The sequence below is a fragment of the Pontibacter harenae genome, assembly GCF_020907245.1.
In the GTDB taxonomy this organism is placed as follows: domain Bacteria; phylum Bacteroidota; class Bacteroidia; order Cytophagales; family Hymenobacteraceae; genus Pontibacter; species Pontibacter harenae.
Map to the genome: position 1 here is coordinate 1 of NZ_JAJJWH010000056.1, position 22,925 is coordinate 22,925.

Annotated in this window: 19 protein-coding genes; 3 read left to right on the forward strand and 16 right to left on the reverse strand. The window is 42.9% G+C overall.

Annotated features, from left to right (window positions below):
* Positions 1 to 377 precede the first annotated feature (377 nt).
* From LN893_RS18455 to hpt, 9 genes are all read right to left on the reverse strand, one after another.
* Entirely contained in the window at positions 378 to 1,664 is a 1,287-nt protein-coding gene (locus tag LN893_RS18455; protein WP_229972673.1) for an adenylosuccinate synthase, read from the reverse strand.
* Between the two features lie 8 nt (positions 1,665 to 1,672).
* Positions 1,673 to 2,023, reverse strand: coding sequence for an STAS domain-containing protein (locus tag LN893_RS18460; RefSeq protein ID WP_229972675.1), 351 nt, complete (start codon positions 2,021 to 2,023; stop codon positions 1,673 to 1,675).
* Positions 1,995 to 2,492, reverse strand: coding sequence for a Fur family transcriptional regulator (locus LN893_RS18465; protein ID WP_229972676.1), 498 nt, complete (start codon positions 2,490 to 2,492; stop codon positions 1,995 to 1,997). Before LN893_RS18465 ends, LN893_RS18460 begins: the two co-directional genes overlap by 29 nt.
* A 34-nt stretch (positions 2,493 to 2,526) precedes the next feature.
* On the reverse strand, positions 2,527 to 4,719 hold the full coding sequence (locus LN893_RS18470) for a RelA/SpoT family protein (protein WP_229972678.1): 2,193 nt from the start codon (positions 4,717 to 4,719) through the stop codon (positions 2,527 to 2,529).
* A gap of 954 nt (positions 4,720 to 5,673) precedes the next feature.
* Complete coding sequence (gene dnaJ, locus LN893_RS18475) at positions 5,674 to 6,828, reverse strand: molecular chaperone DnaJ (RefSeq protein WP_229972680.1); 1,155 nt, start codon at positions 6,826 to 6,828, stop codon at positions 5,674 to 5,676.
* 3 nt (positions 6,829 to 6,831) lie between these two features.
* Positions 6,832 to 7,404, reverse strand: coding sequence for a nucleotide exchange factor GrpE (locus LN893_RS18480; protein WP_229972682.1), 573 nt, complete (start codon positions 7,402 to 7,404; stop codon positions 6,832 to 6,834).
* A 526-nt stretch (positions 7,405 to 7,930) separates the two neighbouring features.
* Positions 7,931 to 8,923 (reverse strand): GTPase ObgE, encoded by a 993-nt coding sequence (obgE, locus tag LN893_RS18485; RefSeq protein WP_229972684.1) that lies wholly within the window; start codon positions 8,921 to 8,923, stop codon positions 7,931 to 7,933.
* Between the two features lie 50 nt (positions 8,924 to 8,973).
* Entirely contained in the window at positions 8,974 to 9,555 is a 582-nt protein-coding gene (locus tag LN893_RS18490; protein WP_229972687.1) for an adenylate kinase, read from the reverse strand.
* 113 nt (positions 9,556 to 9,668) lie between these two features.
* Positions 9,669 to 10,211, reverse strand: coding sequence for a hypoxanthine phosphoribosyltransferase (hpt, locus tag LN893_RS18495; RefSeq protein WP_229972689.1), 543 nt, complete (start codon positions 10,209 to 10,211; stop codon positions 9,669 to 9,671).
* Between the two features lie 939 nt (positions 10,212 to 11,150).
* Between hpt and LN893_RS18500 the strand changes: the two genes are divergently transcribed.
* A complete protein-coding gene (locus tag LN893_RS18500; protein WP_229972691.1) occupies positions 11,151 to 12,011 on the forward strand; it encodes a DUF6056 family protein in 861 nt (286 codons plus the stop codon).
* Positions 12,012 to 12,102: 91 nt separating this feature from the next.
* On the opposite strand, the gene LN893_RS18505 is transcribed toward LN893_RS18500, so the two are convergent.
* Together LN893_RS18505 and LN893_RS18510 are read right to left on the reverse strand one after the other, a co-directional pair.
* Positions 12,103 to 14,352, reverse strand: a complete 2,250-nt coding sequence (locus LN893_RS18505; protein ID WP_229972693.1) for a sodium-translocating pyrophosphatase — start codon at positions 14,350 to 14,352, stop codon at positions 12,103 to 12,105.
* 213 nt (positions 14,353 to 14,565) lie between these two features.
* The gene (locus LN893_RS18510) at positions 14,566 to 15,480 is read right to left on the reverse strand and encodes a M20/M25/M40 family metallo-hydrolase (RefSeq protein WP_229972695.1); all 915 of its coding nucleotides are present in this window, start codon (positions 15,478 to 15,480) and stop codon (positions 14,566 to 14,568) included.
* 114 nt (positions 15,481 to 15,594) lie between these two features.
* On the opposite strand from LN893_RS18510, the gene LN893_RS18515 reads away from it, so the two are divergent.
* The gene (locus LN893_RS18515; protein WP_229972697.1) at positions 15,595 to 16,845 is read left to right on the forward strand and encodes a tetratricopeptide repeat protein; all 1,251 of its coding nucleotides are present in this window, start codon (positions 15,595 to 15,597) and stop codon (positions 16,843 to 16,845) included.
* On the opposite strand, the gene LN893_RS20855 is transcribed toward LN893_RS18515, so the two are convergent.
* From LN893_RS20855 to LN893_RS18530, 3 genes are read right to left on the reverse strand one after another with little or no spacing between them, the layout of a single operon-like run.
* Positions 16,838 to 17,899 (reverse strand): glycosyltransferase family 4 protein, encoded by a 1,062-nt coding sequence (locus tag LN893_RS20855; RefSeq protein WP_229972699.1) that lies wholly within the window; start codon positions 17,897 to 17,899, stop codon positions 16,838 to 16,840. The genes LN893_RS18515 and LN893_RS20855 overlap by 8 nt on opposite strands.
* Entirely contained in the window at positions 17,896 to 19,107 is a 1,212-nt protein-coding gene (locus tag LN893_RS20860; RefSeq protein WP_229972701.1) for a glycosyltransferase, read from the reverse strand. The genes LN893_RS20855 and LN893_RS20860 overlap by 4 nt, the downstream gene beginning before the upstream one ends.
* A 3-nt stretch (positions 19,108 to 19,110) precedes the next feature.
* Positions 19,111 to 20,322, reverse strand: coding sequence for a glycosyltransferase family 4 protein (locus tag LN893_RS18530; RefSeq protein WP_229972703.1), 1,212 nt, complete (start codon positions 20,320 to 20,322; stop codon positions 19,111 to 19,113).
* 56 nt (positions 20,323 to 20,378) lie between these two features.
* Between LN893_RS18530 and LN893_RS18535 the strand changes: the two genes are divergently transcribed.
* Complete coding sequence (locus tag LN893_RS18535) at positions 20,379 to 21,617, forward strand: polysialyltransferase family glycosyltransferase (RefSeq protein WP_229972704.1); 1,239 nt, start codon at positions 20,379 to 20,381, stop codon at positions 21,615 to 21,617.
* 58 nt (positions 21,618 to 21,675) lie between these two features.
* Here the strand turns inward: LN893_RS18535 and LN893_RS18540 are convergent, their stop codons facing one another.
* Positions 21,676 to 22,641, reverse strand: coding sequence for a UDP-glucuronic acid decarboxylase family protein (locus LN893_RS18540; RefSeq protein WP_229972706.1), 966 nt, complete (start codon positions 22,639 to 22,641; stop codon positions 21,676 to 21,678).
* A gap of 2 nt (positions 22,642 to 22,643) precedes the next feature.
* The gene (locus LN893_RS18545) at positions 22,644 to 22,916 is read right to left on the reverse strand and encodes a UDP binding domain-containing protein (RefSeq protein WP_369427702.1); all 273 of its coding nucleotides are present in this window, start codon (positions 22,914 to 22,916) and stop codon (positions 22,644 to 22,646) included.
* Positions 22,917 to 22,925: the final 9 nt, after the last annotated feature.

Consider the following 22,925-nt stretch of genomic DNA (forward strand, 5'->3'; position numbering starts at 1 on the left):
GGGGATGCAAAGGTAGGGAAACTTATACGCTAAACAACAGCCAAGGTTGAAATAAACTACTCCAGCGGCCTAAGTGCCTGTAAAGGAGCAGGATTGTTTTTGGGAAAACTTCAGTCTGCCGATCTTTATTACCGTATCCGCCTGCCGCGGACACTTAAGGATAACAGCATTGAGCCATTCCGTAGTTCCAACTAGTACTGAAATTATTTCTTAACCCGTACTTCTCACCTACTTACGACGAACGCTAGACAAGAACCACAAGTTGTTGCCTTTAGTTTCACCTGCAATAGAAAATCATTTTAGTGCCTGCCAATAAACAAAAGAAGCTCCAGCCATTTCGGCTGAAGCTTCTCTTTCAATGATCCTATTGGTGTGCCTTATGCCACTTTTTCTGATTCTCTCTTAAGCGTACTTTTTCTGTCTGGTCCAACTGATACAATAGTGATTGGCACCTGCAGCTGATCCTCTAAGAAGTTCAGGTAATTTACAAATGCGGCAGGCAAATCTTCAACCGTATCAATCTTATTTAAGTCTACGCGCCAACCTGGCAACTCTTCATAGATTGGCTCTACAGTTTCTGTATCTAGTGAATGTGGCAAATGATCTGTTATCTCACCTGAAGCTAATTTATAGTGTGTACAAACTTTTATTGTGTCAAACTCTGTGAGCACATCTGCCTTCATCATATTCAACTGAGTAACACCGTTAAGCATGATGGAATATTTCAGACTTGGCAAATCTACCCAACCACAACGGCGTGGACGGCCTGTAGTAGAACCGAACTCTCGGCCAGCCTGTCGAATATCCTCTCCTACCTGATCTAAAAGTTCTGTAGGGAAAGGGCCACTACCCACACGGGTGCAATAAGCTTTGAAAATACCATAAACTTCTCCGATGTGCCGTGGAGCCACACCTAAACCTGTGCATGCTCCTGCTACTAGTGTTGTAGAAGACGTGACAAATGGATACGTTCCAAAATCAACATCTAACAGCGATCCTTGTGCTCCTTCAGCCAATATCTTTTTACCACTTTGGATAGCTTCGTTTATCATGTACTCTGTATCTACTATCTGCAGTGTGCGCAGGTATTCTACAGCTTCAAAGAATTTCTGTTCTTCTTCGCCTAGTTCAAGCGTTTTGCCATAGAACTCTACTGTCTTACGATGACGATCTACCAGCTTTTCATAGCGCTCTTTGAAATTGTCAGCCAGCACATCTCCTACACGCAGACCTACTCGCCCTATTTTGTCTTGGTAAGTTGGGCCTATACCTTTAAGCGTAGAGCCAATCTTATCGTTACCCAAGGCTTCTTCTGATACACGATCCAACACTCTGTGCGAAGGAAGTATCAGGGATGCTTTTTTTGAAACAAAAAGATTTTGCGTAGCATCTACTCCTCTATCCTGTAATTTCTGCATTTCTACGCGGAACACGATTGGGTCTAGCACTACGCCGTTACCTATTATGTTCTGGATATGCGGGTGAAAAATACCAGAAGGAATCTGATGCAATACATGCTTTGTACCTTCAAATTCTAGTGTGTGACCTGCGTTAGGACCGCCCTGGAAACGGGCAACAATGTCATAGGTTGGAGCCAGAACGTCAACGATTTTACCTTTTCCTTCGTCGCCCCATTGCAAACCTATTAGTATGTCAACTGCCATTTATACTTTTAGTAAATTGATTCTTTTAGAAATTGAGCTGCAAAACTATCATTTTCTGCGATAGTGAATATAGCATTTAGCTTTGTAACGATTAAAAGTTTACGAATATGGTCGGATGGCTTAATAAGCACCAGTTCTCCGCCACGATTCCGAAACTTAGTTAGCAACGACACCAGCACACCCATTCCGCTACTATCCATGAAGCGAACATCTGAAAGATCGACAGCACATAGCAGGCTTTCCCCATCACCTGAGCCATCTACCTCTTCGACCATCGCTTGTGTATCGGAACTTGCTATCAGGTCGCCATGCAACTTGACAAACAATATATCATCCTTCAGCTCTGTTTGATAATTCATGATGCTGTTCCGTTGCTTTTTTTGCGCGGCAGTCGCCGCAAACTCCATAAAGGTTTAGGGAGTGATGCAAGATATGAAAATTTAACAGCTCCCCCACCATCGTTTGTATATTATGGATACGTGGGTCGCAGAACTCTACTACCTTGTGGCACTCCGTACATATTACGTGGTCGTGCTGGCGGTAACCATAAGATTTTTCGTATTGCGCCAGGTTTCTGCCAAATTGGTGCTTGCTTACCAGGTCATTCTCTACCAGAAGATCTAATGTATTGTACACTGTCGCCCTGCTCACCTGATAGTTCTTGTTCTTCATGCTGATGTAAAGCGACTCCACATCAAAGTGGCCTTCGCGAGAGTAAATCTCCTCCAGTATGGCGTAGCGCTCTGGTGTTTTACGCAAGCCTTTGCTCTCCAGGTAAGCCGTAAATATCTTCTTTACTTCCTCAAACTTATTTATATCTAATGCCATTTGCCTTGTATCTGTACTATAGTTAATGTATGCCTTACTTATCGAAACGTTCAACAGTAAGTATACCGTTCACTTTACTCATGCGCTGGATCAATTTATCGAGGTGGTCTGTATCATTTACAAACACCATGATGTTTCCTTCAAAAATACCGTCGTTGGAATCGATAGTGATAGAACGCATGTTTACTTTCAAGCTGTTGGAGATAACTTTTGTTAAGTCGTTCACCAAGCCCACACGATCTGTACCTTTTATGCGAATACCTGCCAAAAAAACCAGCTCCTTCTGATCCGTCCACTTCGCCTTTATGATACGGTTACCATAATTCGACATCAATTCGATTCCTCGCTTACAACTTGTGCGGTGTATTTCTATCCCCTCGTCTTCTGTCTGAAATCCGAACACATCGTCTCCTGGTATAGGATTGCAGCATTTAGCCATCTTATACTTCATATTAGAGGTATTCTCTCCTATTACAAGCATATCGGAGTTAACCCCTCTTATCTTCTGCACCTCCTTATCAAAAGTTCTAAGGTCGAGCATAGAGGCGGCTTTATCTGAAGTTACAGCAAAGGCCTCTTCATCGACGTTCTTAACATCAATATTACCTGTGGCTATTTTAAAGTGCAGATCCTGCGGACTGGCTACGTTAAAGTAAATTAGCAGCTTATTTATGTTTGCCTGCGTTTCAGGAACCTCCAACTGCGCTAGCCGCTTCTCTAGTATAAGCTTGCCTTCTTCACTTCTGTTTTTACGCTCTTCCCGAAGCCAATCCTTTATTTTAGATCGGGCTTTTGAGGTAAAGGCATACTGCAGCCACTCCTCGTTTGGCTTCTGCTTCTGAGAGGTAAGAATTTCTACCTGATCGCCGTTGTTTAGTTTATGGCTAAGGGGGACCAGCTTTTGATTTACCTTAGCACCCAGGCAAGTTAAACCTATTTGAGTGTGTATTTCAAAAGCGAAGTCTAGGGCCGTGGCTTTATCAGGAAGTATAATAAGCTCACCTTTAGGTGTGAATACAAAAACTTCCTCTACGAACAAATTCTTGCGGAACTCGTCCATAAACTCGAGTGCATTGCCTGTGTTGTTTTCCAGCATATCACGCACCTTGTTTATCCAAAGCTCTAAGGTAGACTCTGACACAGATGCCTCGTGCTTATACTTCCAATGGGCAGCGTAACCACGTTCGGCAATCTCATCCATACGTTTTGTGCGTATCTGCACCTCCACCCATTGGCCTGTCCGACTCATTACTGTAGTATGCAGCGACTCGTAACCATTGGACTTAGGCGTGTTCACCCAATCGCGAAGGCGGTCTGGGTTAGGCTGATAAAAGTCTGTTATGATAGAATATACCTGCCAGCAAGCAGCCTTCTCTTTTTCCAGTGGCACATCTAGTATGATGCGTATCGCAAAGAGGTCGTAAATTTCATCGAACGTAATGTTCTGCTTTTTTATCTTCTTAAGAATAGAATATATAGACTTAGGCCGACCTTTTACGGCAAATTTAAAGCCGTGCTTGCGAAGCTCCTCCTCAATAGGATGCGTAAAGTCTTTAATGAATTTATTCCGGGCACTGCGCGTCTGGCGTATTCTATAAGAAATGTCTCTATAAGTATCGGTGTCAGTGTACTTCAGGTACAAATCTTCTAACTCAGATTTGATTGCGTACAAGCCCAAGCGGTGTGCCAGCGGCGCATACAGGTACATGGTTTCGGACGCAATCTTCAGCTGCTTGTGCCGTGGCATGCTATCGAGGGTACGCATGTTGTGCAGACGGTCAGCCAGTTTAATCAGGATAACACGTACGTCATCCGACAGCGTCAGCAGCATTTTACGGAAGTTCTCGGCTTGCTGCGATGTACCGTAATCAAAAACGCCTGAAATTTTTGTCAGGCCTTCGATGATACGTGCCACGCTAGGCCCAAACTCGCGCTCAATATCAGCAGTCTCTAACTCAGTGTCTTCTACCACATCGTGTAGTAGGGCAGAAACAATAGAAGTAGTACCCAATCCTATTTCCTCAACCGCAATCTGGGCTACTGCCAACGGGTGCAATATGTATGGCTCACCAGATTTTCGGCGCATGTCTTTATGCGCCTCCAACGAGGTGTTGAATGCTTTCTTTATGATCTTAGCATCGTTATCCTTTAAAAAAGGCTTGGCATAACGAAGTAATCTCCTGTAATGTCTAAGTATCTCTTTGCGCTCTGCTTCCAGATCTATCATAATCTATAATTTTGCAGACCTCTTTCCTTTTAGGCCTTAGCCGCTGCATTTATAAGCACAATTTACCAGCAGCTTTTTAAGTTTCAAATATAGCTGAATATAGTGTGTTACCAATGAGTTAAGAAGAAGCTTGAGTATTTTGAGAGTAGATGTCAGCCTTTGCTAGCGTAGCTTCTGTTCATCCTCAGTTTTGTAAACCTGTAGTTTTATAGTTTGTTTTGATGCGCTCCATGTTGGGAAAAGGGGCCTATATTAATGAGAACTCAATTTGCCAATCGGCGCTGTATAGCTACGGTTGCCTCCGCTGTACGTCAGCTGCTCTTCTGACAGCGCAACACAAAAAAGGAGTCTTGTAGAAAAACTGAGTTTTTCTCCTTTTGCAAATGAAATAAATTTGCTTATTTAGAAAGAATTCCAGTTTCTAGTACTCAATTGATTACTTTCTTTCCGCTACAGAGCAAAAGGCTTATACCAAGTGCACAAAATGACGATTTTTTGTTTGAGCGTTCAGCGAGTTCAAAATCGTCTTGATTCTTTTGCTTACTTTTCTCATCAAGGAGAAAAGTAAGGCCACGCCGGCGAGGCGAAAAGCTGGCAAGTAGCATTAGCTTTGAAGGTTTATCACGAAAGTATTTAAAGATCCAGCTGCTCATTTGATCTTAGTTAAGGATATCAAAGTTTGACGCAGCTTTTCATCAATGCCAAAATTTCAATTACCTTATGCGGTTATCTAGGCGAAAGGAGAAGTTTTGGTCATGATATGCATCAGATTTCTCTCTTTGTTCGAAATGACAAACCAATTTATGTTGATGGCGTTGAGATTAACCCTCTGAAGATGGTGATTAGCTCTTGCGAAAGGCAGTTACTTCCAAATAACACGGCATCAGCAACCAAAAAGCCTGCCCTTCACTGTTGAAAGGCAGGCTTTTGATACTTTAGAAGTATAACTTCTCCTTACTGAAAGTAATCTTTTACTTTCTCAAAGAAGCCTTTATCGTTCTTACCTGGGTGAGGCGCAAAGTTTGAAGAATCACGCAGACTCTCCAATTTAGCTCGCTCATCACTGCTCAACGACTTCGGTGTCCAGACGTTAATGTGGATCAGTTGATCACCTTTGCCGTAACCATTAATGTCTTTGATGCCTTTGCCACGCAGCCTGAAAATCTCACCGCTTTGCGTTCCTGGCTTGATATTGATTTTTACCTTACCTGTTATAGTTGGTACTTCAATATCAGCGCCCAAGGCAGCATCCACAAAGCTGATATACTGATCGTAAATTACATTGTTACCGTCGCGCTTTAATGAAGCATGTTGCTCTTCCTCTATCTGAATGAGCAAATCGCCTGGTACGCCGCCACGCTCTGGTACGTTACCTTTGCCGCTCATAGATAGCTGCATGCCATCCATAACGCCAGCAGGCACATTGATAGTAATTACTTCTTCCTGTAATTCTCTTCCTGAACCATGGCAAGTCTCACAGTTGTGCGTTACAATGCGGCCTTCACCGTTACAGGTTGGGCAGGTAGCCGTAGATACCATCTGGCCCAGCATCGTATTCACGACCTTACGCACCTGGCCAGACCCCTGACAGCTGTTACAGGTTTGCATATCGGTGCCGTTTTTAGCGCCATTTCCGCCGCAAACGTGGCAAGCTACATAACGCTTTACCTTTATCTTCTTTTCAACACCATTGGCAATCTCCTCTAGGTTCAGCTTCAGCTTAATGCGCAGGTTACTGCCTTTGCGTGTGCGTCGTCCACCACGAGTTTGTCCGCCGCCCCCGAAAAAGCTTTCGAACGGGCTGCCGCCTCCGCCGAAGATGTCGCCGAACTGGGAGAAAATATCATCCATGTTCATGCCACCGCCTCCGCCGAAGCCGCCGTTCATGCCTTGGTGCCCGAACTGGTCGTAACGCTGGCGCTTCTGCTCATCGCTCAGCACCTCGTACGCCTCTGCCGCCTCTTTAAATTTATCCTCGGCAGTTGGGTCGTCAGGGTTTTTATCGGGGTGGAATTTAATAGCGATTTTGCGATAAGCTTTCTTTATCTCCTCTTGGCTCGCACCTTTGCTTACACCCAAAACCTCATAATAATCTCTTTTAGTAGCCATAACTTATGCTCCTATTATAACTTTCGCGAAACGGATTACCTTGTCATTCAAAGTATATCCTTTCTCTATTACGTCGATGATCTTTCCTTTCAGGTCGTCAGCTGGTGCCGGGGCTTGTGTAATGGCCTCGTGCAGGTCGCTATTGAAATCATCTCCTGTATTTATCTCTATTATCTTAAGTCCCTTCTGCTGCGTTACATGGTTCAGCTTCTTGAACACCAAGTCCAAGCCTTCCAGTACAGACGGTACATCATTCGCGGCCTCAATTGAAAGACGTGCGCGTTCCATGTCGTCCAGCACAGGCAGTAGGTCACTCATCAAATCCTGCGTAGCTGTTTTTGATAATTCGATGCGTTCTTTAGCAGTTCTGCGTCTGAAGTTCTCAAACTCCGCCATCAAACGGATATATTTATCTTTCATCTCAGCAAGCTCTGCCTCCGCACCTTTTTCTTCTTTCACGCTTTCAGAAGTCTCTGCTTCAGGCTGTTCTTGCTCCTGCCCGTTTTCTTCTGTATTGGCAGTTGTATCTTGCAGTTCCTCTTGTTCCTGCTCCTTTTTGATATCTTTATCTGACATAATGCCTTAAAAAAGTTAGGTTGATAAGTCTCTTTTGTCTTTTCAATTGTCTTGCCAAACCTGCCACTGTGCCAGATTGGCATTTTTTAATTTTGAATAACTGAATGATTGAATGTGCTAACGAGGTGAATCATATTGCCCACTGAACCATCTTCCGCCGTTGTTGCGTGTTCTCACCAACAACAAAACTGTTAATCAAGTGCTATGCAACTATATTATTTTACGCTAGATACTCTGAAACCAAGCGACTTCGTATGCGGCCCCAAAGCGGTTGTTGGTGAGAACACACAACAACGGCAAGAGCAGAAACAGAAAGCATAATACTATGTAATTACATAAAAGCTATCACCACTGCCTTAGCTTCCCATTCTGCCGTTTCAGTTGTTGGTCAAAAGACACAACAACGGCAGGTTTTGTTACAGCTTTTTTGCCCTTAGTCATATAGCCATTCAAAATCAACTATAAAAAAATCGGTAGACAACTTTGCAGCTTCTACCGATCTTCATTATTGCAAAACTGGTGGTACTTAACTGTTAAGCGCTTCCCAGATCATGTCTTTCAATTTACCTATGTTTTTCTGCGTTACGCTGGAAATGAAAACCGTTGGCAGGTCCTCTGGCAAAGTTTGGCGCATTTCGTTTTCCAGTTCCTCATCCAGCATATCAGATTTGGTAATGGCCAGCACCCTTTTCTTATCGAGTAGCTCAGGGTTATAAGTCTCTAGCTCGTTCAGCAGCACTTTATACTCTTCAGCTATATCAGGACTCTCGCACGAGATCATGAACAGCAGCATGGAGTTTCGCTCTATGTGGCGTAAAAATCTTAATCCTAAACCCCTTCCTTCCGATGCTCCTTCTATGATACCTGGTATATCGGCCATCACAAACGACTTATAGTCGCGGTAGGCTACTACACCCAAGTTAGGCTCTAAAGTAGTAAAGGCATAGTTGGCAATTTTAGGTTTGGCCGCCGACACCACCGACAGTAGCGTAGATTTGCCAGCATTCGGAAAACCTACCAAACCTACATCGGCCAGCAGCTTCAGTTCCAACACTACCCACTCTTCTATACCTGGCTCGCCTGGCTGGGCATAACGTGGTGTCTGGTTTGTAGGTGATTTAAAATGGGCATTTCCCAAACCTCCTCTACCACCAGGCGTCAGAATTACTTCTTGCCCGTCTTCGGTTATCTCGCACATCAGTTCGCCTGTTTCGGCATTTCGAGCAATGGTTCCAAGCGGAACCTCCAGCACCTCGTCTTTGCCTTGTGCGCCAGAAGAATGGTCTGGACCACCGTTTAAGCCGTTTTCTGCAATTATATGCTTGCGGTACTGCAGGTGCAGCAACGTCCAGAGTTGGGAGTTGCCTTTTAATATAATATGCCCGCCACGGCCACCGTCACCACCGTCAGGACCGCCTTTGGCAGTCTTTTTATCACGGTGCAGGTGTGCAGAGCCGCCGCCCCCTCGTCCTGAACGGGAGCATATCTTAACGTAATCTATAAAGTTTGATGAAGCCAAACCAAGTATGTAAAATGTAAATGTATAGCCTTAGCAGCTTCTTGTTAGCTCTATTTGCTTTTTAGAGCGTCTATGTGCTGGCACAGCTCATTAAAAATATCGTCTATCTCTCCAATACCGTCTACTGAGAAGTATTTGCCTTGTCCAGCATAATAATCCGCTACAGGAGCTGTTTTAGTATTATATTCCTGTACTCTTTTACGGATAAGCTCTTCGTTCTGATCGTCGGGTCTGCCTGACGTTTGGCCACGCAGTAACAAACGTTGCGTCAGTTCCTCCTCATCCACTTCCAAAGCAAGCATGCAGGAAATTTGGGTATCATGTTGAAGTAGCAGTTTATCCAGCCCCTGCGCCTGTGGCACAGTACGCGGAAAGCCGTCAAATATAAAGCCGCCTGCGTTTTCGTTCTCCTGCACTTTATTAGAAATCATGCCTATCACCACCTCATCTGGCACCAGTATGCCTTGGTCCATCAAAGATTTGGCTCTTAAGCCCAACTCAGTGCCTGCCGCAATTTCAGAGCGGAGCAGATCTCCTGTAGAGAGGTGAACCAGGTTATACTTTTCTATAAGTTTCTGACTTTGAGTTCCTTTACCAGCGCCTGGAGGGCCAAACAAAACAATATTGAGCATATCTTTAATTTATGATAAAAAGCAAAAATAACTATAAAATGATGGATTGTCTAATTTTTCAGAATCGAAGGATCGGACTTCATTGCATTTTTTGCAGCAGACCTGCTTTTCTGTTATGAAACTATTTTATAGATGTCGCGCAGGTTGCGGCCATGGCCATTGTAATCCAAACCATAGCCTACCACAAAATCGTTCGGGATAGACTGCGCCACATATTTCACGTGGAGCGGATGCTGCAGGCTTTCGGGCTTCATGAGCAGCGTTGCCACTTCTACCGAGGCAGGGCCTCTTTCATTTAACTGATCCAGCAGCGCCTTTACGGTATGGCCTGTGTCCACAATGTCTTCCAGCACCACTACATGGCGGTTTTGCACCTCCTCTTTTAGCCCTAGCACTTCTTTTACATGGCCAGTCGTCTGCATGTCCTGGTAAGAAGAAAGACGGATGAAGCTAATCTCGCACGGTATTGCCACTCGTTTCATCAGGTCGGCTGCAAACATAAACGAGCCGTTCAGCACAGCCAGGAAAAGCGGTGCCTTTTCGGCATAATCTTGGTTAATTTGCTCTGCCAGTATATTGATGCGGGCTATAATTTCCTCCTCACTTATGTATGTACTAAAGTCGCAGTCGTGTAGTGTAATGGTTCTGGGCTCCATTGCTGTGCTTGTTGGTAACTTAACAAAGGTAAGTATAATTAAAAAATAAGCCCAATTCGAGGGTTTATTGGGGTTAAATAAAATTTAGATGTTGCGCTAAGGCTGTTCTGCCTTTGCTATAATAGTTGCCAGCTGTCCTTGATTTTATAGAATCATACAAATTCAGCTAGTATAGTTTCGGGAATTTTTGATAGCAACAGAGGCTACTAAAAATTATTAACACTCATAGACTAAACTAATAGTAAATTTGCAGTTATAACTATACTTTAATGGATATCTGCTTATCCTTAAAAGTCAACTTTAAACAATGGTATCACGAATCTCCTTGCAAACACATAATCGTTTTTATGGAATAGTAATATGCATTGGCCTATATACCATACTGCCTTTTCTCATACTTAGCTTTTACAATCATCCTGGTAGCGACGATTTTGAATATGCTATAAGAGACAACCAAAATAGCTTTATAATTACTCAAGTTGAAACTTACTTAAATTGGTCAGGCAGATTTTTTGCAACTGCAATATCAAGAATCAATCCTATCAGATTTGGTATTTTTGCTTTATATAAAGTTTATTCTTTTATCTTGATCTCAGGCTTTATAGCTACCTTATACTTCTTAATTGCCAGTACATTCACAAAATTTTCTTTTAGGCAGAAAGCAGCCCTGACTCTACTTATCACAGTACTGTATGTCTCACAAATGCCTAGTGTTTCACAAGGCTTATTTTGGTTATCTTCTTACTTAGCATATCAACTAACGAATATATTTACTTTAACACTACTGACTCTACTCATAAATCTAATTAGAATCGATAACAGATTAATCAAAACTATTTATAAAGTTAGCATCACAGTACTTTGCATAGCGATAATCGGCTCTAACGAGATGTCACTTATTTATCTGATGAGCTTTCTATCTTTTTTGCTATTCCTATTTTGGAAAAAAACCATCAGCTATTTCATTTTATTTTGGCGGTTTTTATCTGTTGTCTTATTGCAAGCTTAGTTGTGTTACTTGCTCCTGGTAACTCTGTAAGACAGGATGTGCAAAACCTCGGCACAGACAATTTATTTTGGCCTGTTCTAGCTTCCTTTTTCCTAATCCTCACTTACTTCTATAAATGGGGTGTAATATTAGTTGTGTCATCTATTCTGTACCTGCTTTTATGGGGAAGAGCAGGTACATTTTCTCACAATACAAGAAGCCTTTTTTGCGTACCACTGTGGCTCTCGTTACTTTTTTATTTCGTTTCGCTCTACTTTATGAACTTTGCTTACACGTGGGCGGCAGGAGCAGTTCCAAAGCCAAGGGTAGAAAATGTTATCTATTTCTTTTTTATACTAGGTTGGTTTTACAATTTAAATATTGCGATCAACTGTTTTGCAAATGAATTACAGCAAACACGTTTACTATCATTGCTTACTGCTGCTCTGTTGCTCCTCTTTACGCGCCTCCTGCTCAACATTGATAATAACATTAGTACAGCTTATTTAGATTTGCTATCTGGCAAAGCAACAAACTACAACAAGGAACTCAATAGCAGATACACCTTTTTAGAAACATCCAATTGTAATATTTGCATAGTTGAACCTTTACCAATTATACCTACAAGTATATTTCATGGAGATATTACACAGAAAGAGGATTTACCTATAAACAAATTTTACAAGGAGTATTGGCACAAAGAAGGGATTTACTTAAAGGCGCCAAACCCTTTACCAGAAGATAACAACCTTGAAACTCTCCGTTTGATCGGACGCAGAATTAAAAACAAACTGCTGGTTTCAGAAAACTAGCAGTTTGTTTATCTGTGAAGTGATATATATTAAAAATCTTTGCTATCCCAAGACAAAACTTGTTCTTCAGCTTTCAATGTCACCGACTTGACTACAACCTAAGTACAGCAGTCTTCTTCCCCTCTACACCAATCTGTGCCACAGCAGATTGTAACTCCTCTTGATTCATATTAATCTCCTCTATCTGAATGGGCGCTTCTGGAATTGGCGGTTCCTGGTCAAGGGCTATGTGCGGAGCAATCACTAGTGATACAATGGACATCAGTTTGATCAGGATGTTCATAGATGGGCCAGAAGTATCTTTGAAAGGATCGCCCACGGTATCGCCGGTTACCGAGGCTTTGTGCGGTTCAGAGCCTTTGTATTCCATCACACCATTAATCATCACGCCTTTCTCAAACGACTTCTTGGCATTATCCCAAGCACCACCTGCGTTAGATTGGAACATCGCCATCAACACACCTGACACTGTTACACCTGCCAACAAGCCTCCTAATACCTCAGCCGAACTTGTATCAGGAAACACGCCTCTAAAACCGAAACCAACTATAATGGGCACGAGCAGAGCAATTGCACCTGGCAACATCATTTCGCGGATAGCGGCTTCTGTAGAGATGGCAACGCATTTCTCATACTCTGGCTTGCCTGTACCTTCCATAATGCCTGGTATTTCGCGGAACTGACGGCGCACCTCCTGCACCATCGACATAGCCGCTCTACCTACTGCTGCAATAGCTAAGGCAGAAAATACAAACGGAATCATGGCTCCTATAAACAAGCCTGCCAACACAGGTGCTTTATACAAATCTATACTTGGGATGCCTGCTATACCTACAAAGGCCGCGAAAAGGGCCAGAGAAGTAAGCGCTGCAGAGGCGATGGCAAAACCCTTTCCTGTAGCCGCAGTCGTGTTACCTACGGCATCCAAAATGTCGGTTCGTTCACGTACTTCTTTCGGCAGTTCGCTCATCTCGGCTATACCACCTGCGTTATCGGCAATTGGCCCGAAGGCATCTATGGCTAGTTGCATGGCAGTGGTAGCCATCATACCTGCCGCCGCTATGGCCACACCGTATAACCCAGCAGCTGCGTAAGAAAGTACAATGCCAGCAGCAAGCACAATTATTGGCATTACTGTAGAATGCATACCAACTGCCAGACCAGCAATAATATTAGTCGCATGCCCTGTAGAAGACTGCTGCACAATAGAATCAACTGGCTTTTTACCCATGGCAGTATAATACTCTGTAATGAGGCTCATGAGCGTACCGACCACCAGGCCAACTATAACGGCAATAAAAACGCCTGTTGAAGTAAAGTCGAAGTTACGCAGGTTCAGGTTTTCGGGCAGCAGCCATTTTATTACGAAATAGGATGCTACGGCTGTTAGTGCAACCGATATCCAGTTGCCCAGGTTTAGTGCGCCTTGCACATTGCCTCCCTCCTTCACCCGCACAAGCAGCATTCCGATCAAAGAGAAAACAATACCCAAGCCTGCTATCAGCATCGGAAGTATAACTGGTGACAATCCACCGAAATTATCCTGCACCACTACTTCGCGGCCCAACACCATCGTAGCCAGAATAGTAGCCACATAAGAACCGAAGAGATCGGCACCCATACCTGCTACGTCGCCCACGTTATCGCCCACATTGTCAGCAATGGTAGCGGGGTTTCTGGGATCATCTTCTGGGATACCTGCCTCTACTTTACCTACCAGGTCAGCTCCCACATCGGCGGCCTTGGTATAAATACCACCACCCACACGGGCAAACAAGGCTATACTTTCAGCACCAAGCGAGAAACCTGTAAGCACCTCCAGCGCACGCTCCATCTCTAGGCCGTTCACGCTTGCGCCTGTACTGTACACAAAACTGTAGTACAACACGATAAAGAGCGAACCTAAACCTAATACTGCTAAACCAGCTACACCCATACCCATCACAGAACCTCCTGCAAAGGATACGTTCAACGCCCTGGATAAGCTTGTTCTGGCTGCCTCTGCGGTACGAACGTTGGATTTGGTGGCGATGCGCATGCCTATAAACCCTGCCAAAGCAGAGAAAAATGCCCCGATGATGAAGGCAATAACAATTGTCCAGTGAGAACGCTCGCCAGTATAGCCCAGGTAGCCTAGAAAAAGACAGGCAATCACTACAAAATAAAAGAGCACCTTGTACTCTGCTTTCAGAAAGGCCATGGCACCGTCGGCTATGTATCTGGCGATGGTACTCATGCGCTCGTTGCCTGCTGGCTGTTTAGTTACCCAAGCAGACCGCCACCAGGTATAAATAAGAGCAGCCAGACCGAAAGCGGGAATTGCGTAGAGAATATTTTCCATATGGACTGTTTTAGAAGGTTAGAACTGTAACTATAGTAATAAAGGAAAGCTGTTGCAGCGACTTTTCCAAATGTTTACAAGCATAAAATGAGTATTTACTCATTTTATTTAAAACTTTAGTTACCAAGAACTAATAAACCCAAAAACATACACCTACAAGCAAACAAAAAGGCCAGCTTTAAGCTGGCCTTTTAACATCATTTACAAGGTATACTATAGCTTCTCCATGAGCACACGGTATAGAGCCACCATGCTTTCTATATCTTTCTTGTGCACAATTTCGTTCGGAGAATGCACATTATCTTCTGGAGCACCTACAAAACACCAATCCCAGGGGTAAGCATTGTGCTGCAGTTCTTTGGCATCGCTACCACCACTGCCCTCTACTTCTAACTGATATGGTATACCAGAGGCTTTGGCTATCTCTATTATACGCTGCACGTAAGCGCGACGCGGAATCAGGCTGTCGCGCAAAGAAATGGCTACCCCTTTGCCTGCCTGCACACCTTCGGTTACCCAGGTTATGTCAGAAATAAGGCCTTGCCTTACTCCATATTGCTCATAAATGTACTTTGCCAGATAAGCCACCGATCCGCCGCCGTGTTCTTCCCAACAGCTAAAAGCAATGATGCCGTTCTCTAGAGTCTCGGCCACTTGCAGGGCACTCCACACACCCAGACGATTATCTAGGTAACACGATTGCACCGTTTCCTCAGTCTCCCTAAAGTCGCATTTAAAAACCAGTTCGGTTCCTCGCTCAATCTCGCGCTCAAATTCATAGCTCAGTTCATGCTCGTCTTCGTCATACTTTAGCGTACATTCTATACTTCCCTGCGAATCTTCTCCCACCAATTTATAGCCTGTTTCCATGTCTGGGCCGCCAATCCTGACCAATTGCTTTCCGTATCTTACAGTAAAACCAATAGAATCTATATGAGCAAAAACAGCCGTCTTTGGCTTGCCGAATATTAGCAAAATACAATCCTGGAATTCTGATCCACTCACTACAGTTGGCTGCACCTTCCACTGAACTTTATGCTCTTCTATATAGTTTAGCAGGAAATCGGAAAGTTTTTTTTCGTTGCCCGAAGGGGCATGTATTTTGCAAAGCCGCTCCAATAGTTTCATATTTTTATTTTCTTTTAGTGGAATTCAAATTTAGCATAATTGTTGTACTTTTATCACTCCCACTATACCCGCAAGGCTAAGGAGATATTGAGGCGCAGAATTTTACTATTGCACATGAAGAAGTTACTTTTTGTTTTCTCTTGTTTTGTTTTCCCGCTGCTAACTACAGCTCAAAACAAAAACATACCTACCGATACTACCAGCATGCGCCATGTACAGATGGATGAGGTTGAGGTGCTTCCGTCTGCCGCCAACATCAAGGGAATGTTACTACTTGACCGTAATATTCAGTATGAATTGGAAGGCGCAGTAGACAATATGTATAACTTTAAGTATGACATAGCTGAGAAACAGTTTAAGTCGCTGCGAAGAAGATATCCTAATCATCCCCTGCCACATTTCCTACTCGGCTTAAGCCAGTGGTGGAAAATTGTACCCACAAACATACAGACAATAAAATATGACGGCCTCTTTTTCGCTTACATGGATACCACTATCCAAAAGGCCGAAAAGCTGTATAATGAAGATGAAAAGAATGTAGAGGCAGCTTTTTTCCTTGCTGCTGCCTATGGCTTTACAGCAAGGCTGCACTCTGAGCGTAGCAACTGGCGTAAGGCAACCGTGGCAAGTAAACATGCGCTGGAATTTATGGAGAAAGCGAAGGCTGGCAATGGCCTTAGCCCTGAGTTCCTTTTCGGAGAGGCCTTGTTCAACTACTACTCCATCTGGATTCATGAAAACTATACTTTCTTGCGTCCTGTGCTTCTGTTTTTCCCTGACGGAGACAAGCGTCTTGGATTGAAGCAGCTGCGCCACGTGGCTAATACAGGCTTTTATACAGGCACAGAAGCCAGCTTCTTCCTGATGAAGATTTATGCCAACGAAGAGTCCAACATGGGCGAGTCGCTTAAGATCGCGCAAAGGCTGGCTACAAAATATCCTGATAATGCATACTTCCAGCGCTTTTATGCTCGGGCTTTGTTTGTGCAGGGGTATTTTACTTCGGCAGAACACCTCTCCTTCGAAATCTTAGAGAAACTAGATAAAGGCATGCCAGGTTATGAGGCAATTAGCGGTCGCTATGCCTCTTATATTTTAGCTTATATCAACCAAAACAAGCATCGTGATTTAGCAAAAGCCAAAGCCTACTACCAAAAGGCCATCATGTATGCTGAAATGACTGACGAACGAGATTCAGGTTATTTTATAAACTCATATGTAAATTTGGCACGTATCTCGGATCAGGAGAAGGATAAGATACAAGCAAAGCGCTATTACGAATTGGTTTTGAAAATATCAGACAAGAAATCCTCTAGCCATAAGGAGGCGAAGAAATATCTGAAAGATAACCGTAAGGTTAAGTAAACAGGTTTAGGAAGGCAGAGGCATGTGCATCAACAGAATAGTGTGCCTGCACCCAATTTCTGCCTTCCGCCCCTAACCTCTCTCTAAGCGACTCGTCTTGAATCAGCTGTTCTAACCGCTCATACCACCCCTTCTGAGTATTACAGGTATAGCCAACTACCTTGTTTGGTACTGCCTCGGTGTTTGCTCCTACAGCCGACACGACAGCAGGAATGCCAAGGGCCATGTATTGCAAAGCCTTAAAAGCGCACTTCCCTCTAGCCCACTCAGTGTCTGGCAAAGGCATTACTCCGATGTTAAGCTGTAACAGACTATCTATCTCTGTCTCTTTCTTCCAAGGAATGTATTCCAAAGATCGGAGCTTTAACTCTGGCTTTTGGTCTGCTATAACCACAAACCTAAAACTATACTTTTGCTCTAACTGCTGCAGCACAGGCTCAATCAGCTTTAGGTAAGGTATAGTAGAGTGAGAGCCAATCCAGCCAATTACAATTTCCTCTGTATGCTGATTCTTTAAGGTGTTGTAGTGGTTGATATCTACAGTTGTAGGTAGAAACACAGATGCTTGATTTCGCCTTAGTGCATACTGTTGCAAAAACTTATTTCCGCAGCTTACTTTATAGCTCCAACTGCAAATATACTTTACCTTTTGTGTCCACTTCAATTTTGCAGCTATCTCATTGCCTTCGGTTGTATTAGGGAGCCAAATAGCATCGTCAAAATCATAAATCAGCTTTTTCCGAAACACCTTTGCCGCCAGCCACTCAAACCAAGGCGGTCCAAGCGGTGAGGCTTCTCTATGTACAAAAACATGGGTGTAGAAAGGCAACTGCAGCAACAGAAACAGCCGTTTTGCATAGCCTGATACTAATCCCTCAGCTTTTGTAAATAAATTTCCAGGCTTATAAAGTACCCTCCAGCACCAGGCGTCCCAAAATGGAGCAACTTTATATTTTACACCTTTTGCTTGGAGCAAAGGCAAAAACTGCTCCACCCTAAAACGCTGCGAGGCAGCTTCTCCCTCTGGATAAGGCACCACAAATAGTAGCTTCACGACTGCTCCTCCTGCCCTCTTCCAAAGAAGTATTCATAAGCCTCTTTTATTTTATCAGGAGATCTATACTTACGAGCTAAATTTGGTATCTCTTGCCTATGATTTGTGTCTTTTAGAATCTGCTGAATTTTATCTAGAGCCTTTTCTAAACTACCTTCTTCAGTTAAGTTGAAAACAGCTCCGCCACCTTCATTCTTAATAATGTCGCTATCGTCGCCCACACCTTCTGTAAGGAGTACTGGCAAACCATTTGCCCAATACTCGCCAATTTTTACAGGGGAAAGATATTTCTTAGAGGGTCCAGGTTTATAGGTGGCAAAAGCAAAATCAGCAGCAGAAAGATAGGCAGGTACTTCGTGATGGGGAACAGCAGCAACATAGACCTTAGATTGCTCAATACTATGCTGCAAAAGCTTCTTCTGGATATATTCCTTGCTGTTAGGTGAAAGTATAATTAGTTTGAAATCAGGAATTAAAGCAAAGCATTTTTTATAAATTCTAAAAGTTTCATCCTCCATGTACAAACCACCATATTTCCCTACATACACACCTACTGTGGTCGTTCTGAACACCCTTAGATTTTCTCTTATACGCTCTCTTTCATACCGATTAAACTGAAAGAAGTCAGGATCTGCAACACAAGGAACTGTTACAATTTTACTAGCTGGAACACCTTCTGAAATTAGTTGCTGCTTAAAACTTTCAGCAACAGGCATCAAACCTGCAGCCATTACATTCTGTTTTCGTTCCTGCTTTTTTTGATAAATATACTTTAATCCTGTTCTGCTCCACACACCAGAATCTGCCATGTAATCTGCGTGCGGCTCATACGACTCAACATAATAAGGAACATTACATTTTTTAGAAACTACATGAGCCACGGTACCCGCGGGTGCTCCTCTTGCGATAATAAAATTGATCTTTTCTCTAATCACCAATTTCTCCAGGTTTCTTGGAAGCAATAGGAATTCTTGTACGTACCTGTAAGTCTTGCTATTGCCTTTAACCATAAATGGAGAATGAACACCCTTTGGAGGTAATGTAACCAGAGCACCTTCTAAGGCAAAATCACCTCGCTCTATAGTTACTAAATAAACTTTACTAACAGAACTTAGTGCTTCTAACTGTACCAGTGAAGGAAAAACAGTTGAAACAGTTAAGCCATCTGCTATACTCCAATAACAAACAAACAGAACATGCTTTCCCACACTTTAAATTGATTTAAGCATCTTTAGCAACTCTCTTCTATAACTTTCTATAGAAAAACGTTCTTGAAGGTCTTCCTCTATCTTTTCTTGACTAATTAGCTTTCTACTTCTGTTACTATAGATATAATTCAGCCTTGCCAAGCAGTCTTCTGCATTACCTGCTTTAAACAAGAAACCAGTCTCTCCATTTTTGATGACTTCTTTCAAACCTCCTGCATCTGATGCCAATACCATACAGCCTGCACTAAAAGCCTCTAGTACAGTAAAAGGTAAGCCTTCAAACATTGAAGGAACAACAACAAGATCAGTTTCCTTCATCATTCGTTGAACTACACGGTTTGACAGGCTCCCTAATAGTTTCACCAGAGAACTCAACTTGTTCTCCATAATAAACTCCTCCACATCTTTTTTCTGTGGTCCGTCACCCACAAGTAACAGCATTATACCTCCAGAAGCAATGCTATTTTGAGCGATAAACTTTTTCAAAACGCTGATAAAGAATAATTGCCCCTTATTGTGATCAATTCTGCCTGGCAACAACATTATAAACTTACCTTTATGATAAGTCAGAACATTCTGCACTCCTTCCCATTCAAAATTATCTTGCTGTCCAAAGCCTTTGTTTACAGGTAAACTGTTATAAATCACTACGTGATTATCATGCTTTATAAAGTTTTTTTCAACATCATCCTTTGCTGCATTAGAGACAGAAATATGACCATTATCATAACACTTAGCCAGCATTATATTAATTTTGTTTATAACACGACGTCTAATAGTATTAATTGGATATTCTGCATATTGTAAACCATGGTAGTATTGATACAACTTAAGCCTCAAACTAAAAAAAGAAGAAAGCATTTTTGCTAGCCTCATTACAAAATGAGCATAAGGGGCATGAGCAATAACGATTCCCACGTTATTCCTTTTGAAGAATCTAATTATAGGAAATATAGTTGTAATAGAGTATAAAAGTGCCTTTTGAGAAAGATAGGAGACAGGTTGCTTCAGAAGCAGAATGTTTTCCTGAGGCAACTGCACTCCCATCTCAATCAAAACTTTCTGATTAAAATCAGACAAAACAACCAAAAATACGATAATACCTTTACTCTGAAGTGCTGTAATTTGATTAGCAGCTTGCTTCGTTATACCTTCACGAGCAACTGCAGGTGTAACTATAGCAATGTTGCTTTTATCATGCCTCTGGTTGCCCATTTGTATTTTTTATTAAAGCTGATTTGTTATAGCACAACAGCTTATTCTTATGTATTATGCAGCCTAAGCCAAAAATAATATTTATTGGTGACTATTCCAGAACTGACTATTTGCACTTGTTAGAGGAAGTGAAGGAACACTGTGAATTCTTCCTGCTCCATTATGCGTCTCCGAAAGAAGAAAAGAATAAAGATTACAAAAGATTTGGGAAAGCAATTTACTGGAAAGACTTCAAAAGTGCTTTTTCTCTTCTTTCTTTTATAAAGCCGCAGAAAGTGGTATTTCTCTATATTGATACTTACTACCAGTTAGTGCTTAACCTTGCGTGCAAGCACTCTAACATACCTACTTTCCATTTGGAACACGGTCTTAGAGCTGATTACGACATCGCCTTTGATATAAAGATAAGTCCGCAGCTGCACAAAAAACCATTTCAGAAAATCCGCGACTATTCTACCCTTCTTCAAAAGCTAAAGGCACGACTTAAAGCAAGAAAGTTTCTTAACAAGAGCATAAAAGAACTTCCCGAAGAAGAAGAGTTTATTAGAAGCTACATTGAAGTGCGCAGAAACCATAATTATCTTGACTCCTTTAAGCGGTTTCCGACCGATAAAAGAGTTGCCGATACCTATATTTCTTTCAGTCCAAAAGTATTTGAAACGCACCAAAAGCATGATTACCTTCCACAAGAACACAGAGTGTACTTTATAGGTGTTCCGTATTTTGATGCTTTTCACTATTCCCAAGCTCTAAGCATTCAGAAAGCTATTCTGTTTATAGATCAGCCTTTAGCAGAACATAGACTATTAAATTGGACACCAGCTTATAAAGAAGCTTTTGTCCGACAATTAGTAAAAATGTGTTCTCTTCACAACTATAGACTATACATAAAACCTCATCCCATCCAAAATGTAAAGCCTTGGTTAGAGCAAAATGCTAAGGAAACTACGTTGCTTACTAATGAGCAATTATTAGCTTCTTGTAAGAGCTTTCCTATTATTATGGGCTTTTACTCTACTTATTTAATGCCCTTTGCTGCCTTAGAGCACACAACACTCTTAACGTATGAGAACCACCCTGCTGGTAATTTTTTAGTGTCCAAGCCTTTTGTAGACGCTGGCGTAGCACATCCTGTCTATGACCTGAACGAACTGCATGAAATTTTACCAAACATTGAGAAGTTACACCAGAAGCAATTACCCAACAAGAAAAAGTTTGAGGAGGATTGGCTGTATAAATTTGATGGAAAGGCAGGGGCAAGGCTGCGGGATATACTTTTAAGCGATAACCTCTAAAATTAAAAAGGCTGTGGGAAATCCCGCAGCCTTTTTACTGTTTATATTTTAGTGCTAACTACACTTCTTCCTCAACAACGGGAACCTCTATTTTTTGCTTAAAGTACTCCAGTGTCCTTTTCAGGCCTTCGGCACGATCTACTTTAGGCTCCCAACCTAAAATCTCCTTCGCTCTAGAGATATCTGGCTGGCGCTTCTGCGGATCGTCTTTCGGTAACGGCTGATAATCAACTTTCAGCTCTACACCCGTAAGCTTGCAAATTTCCTCCGCAAACTCTTTTATAGTTATTTCTCCAGGGTTACCGATGTTTACTGGCTGAGGATAATCGCTCATCAGTAGGCGGTAAATACCTTCCACCAGGTCATCTACATAGCAGAAAGAGCGCGTCTGAGAACCATCACCGAAAATGCTCAACGGTTCACCTCGCAATGCCTGGCTTAAGAAGGCAGGCAATACGCGTCCGTCGTCCAGGCGCATGCGCGGACCATAGGTATTGAAAATACGTATAATACGAGTTTCCAAACCATGGTGCATATGGTAAGCCATCGTCATCGCCTCCTGGAAACGCTTCGCCTCATCGTAGCAACCGCGTGGACCAACTGGGTTTACGTTCCCCCAATAATCTTCCTGCTGTGGGTGCACCAATGGATCTCCGTACACTTCAGAAGTGGAGGCGATCAGCATACGAGCCTTCTTAGCCTTTGCTAAGCCAAGCAGGTTATGGGTACCCAGAGAACCTACTTTCAGCGTCTGGATCGGAATTTTAAGATAGTCTATCGGGCTGGCAGGAGAGGCAAAATGAAGGATATAATCCAATTCTCCAGGCACGTGCACAAACTTAGATACATCGTGGTGATAGAACTCGAACTGCGGCAGCTTAAAAAGATGCTCAATATTCTCCAGGTTACCTGTAATCAGGTTATCCATGGCAATAACATGGTAACCCTCTTTTATAAACCTATCGCATAGGTGCGAGCCTAAAAAGCCCGCACCACCTGTTATTAATACTCTTTTTTTAGCCATGCTTATATAGTTGCGTCTAGTTGCTGTGAAACCTGCTGCTTAATACCGATACCGTAGTAGGTAAAGCCCTTCTCGTGCATCTCTGCCGCATCGTAGATGTTTCTGCCGTCGAACACCACCTTGTCCTTCATCAGCTTGCTCACCACCGCGAAGTTAGGGGCCCTGAACTCTGGCCACTCTGTCACCAACAGCAGCGCGTCTGCGTCTATCAGCGTCTCATACTCGTCCTTGCCGTACTCGATCGTGTCGCCAAGGGTGTGCGATGCCTCTTTCATGGCCACTGG

Bases quoted from the DNA above. Each gene is read 5' to 3' on its own strand.
- LN893_RS18510 (WP_229972695.1), bottom strand. From the start codon at position 15,480: ATGAAACTATTGGAGCGGCTTTGCAAAATACATGCCCCTTCGGGCAAC.
- LN893_RS18535 (WP_229972704.1), top strand. From the start codon at position 20,379: ATGCAGCCTAAGCCAAAAATAATATTTATTGGTGACTATTCCAGAACT.
- LN893_RS18505 (WP_229972693.1), bottom strand. From the start codon at position 14,352: ATGGAAAATATTCTCTACGCAATTCCCGCTTTCGGTCTGGCTGCTCTT.
- LN893_RS18490 (WP_229972687.1), bottom strand. From the start codon at position 9,555: ATGCTCAATATTGTTTTGTTTGGCCCTCCAGGCGCTGGTAAAGGAACT.
- LN893_RS18455 (WP_229972673.1), bottom strand. From the start codon at position 1,664: ATGGCAGTTGACATACTAATAGGTTTGCAATGGGGCGACGAAGGAAAA.
- LN893_RS18545 (WP_369427702.1), bottom strand. From the start codon at position 22,916: ATGAAAGAGGCATCGCACACCCTTGGCGACACGATCGAGTACGGCAAG.
- LN893_RS18480 (WP_229972682.1), bottom strand. From the start codon at position 7,404: ATGTCAGATAAAGATATCAAAAAGGAGCAGGAACAAGAGGAACTGCAA.
- LN893_RS18530 (WP_229972703.1), bottom strand. From the start codon at position 20,322: ATGGGCAACCAGAGGCATGATAAAAGCAACATTGCTATAGTTACACCT.
- LN893_RS18465 (WP_229972676.1), bottom strand. From the start codon at position 2,492: ATGGCATTAGATATAAATAAGTTTGAGGAAGTAAAGAAGATATTTACG.
- LN893_RS18460 (WP_229972675.1), bottom strand. From the start codon at position 2,023: ATGAATTATCAAACAGAGCTGAAGGATGATATATTGTTTGTCAAGTTG.
- LN893_RS18470 (WP_229972678.1), bottom strand. From the start codon at position 4,719: ATGATAGATCTGGAAGCAGAGCGCAAAGAGATACTTAGACATTACAGG.
- LN893_RS18540 (WP_229972706.1), bottom strand. From the start codon at position 22,641: ATGGCTAAAAAAAGAGTATTAATAACAGGTGGTGCGGGCTTTTTAGGC.
- dnaJ (WP_229972680.1), bottom strand. From the start codon at position 6,828: ATGGCTACTAAAAGAGATTATTATGAGGTTTTGGGTGTAAGCAAAGGT.
- hpt (WP_229972689.1), bottom strand. From the start codon at position 10,211: ATGGAGCCCAGAACCATTACACTACACGACTGCGACTTTAGTACATAC.
- LN893_RS18515 (WP_229972697.1), top strand. From the start codon at position 15,595: ATGAAGAAGTTACTTTTTGTTTTCTCTTGTTTTGTTTTCCCGCTGCTA.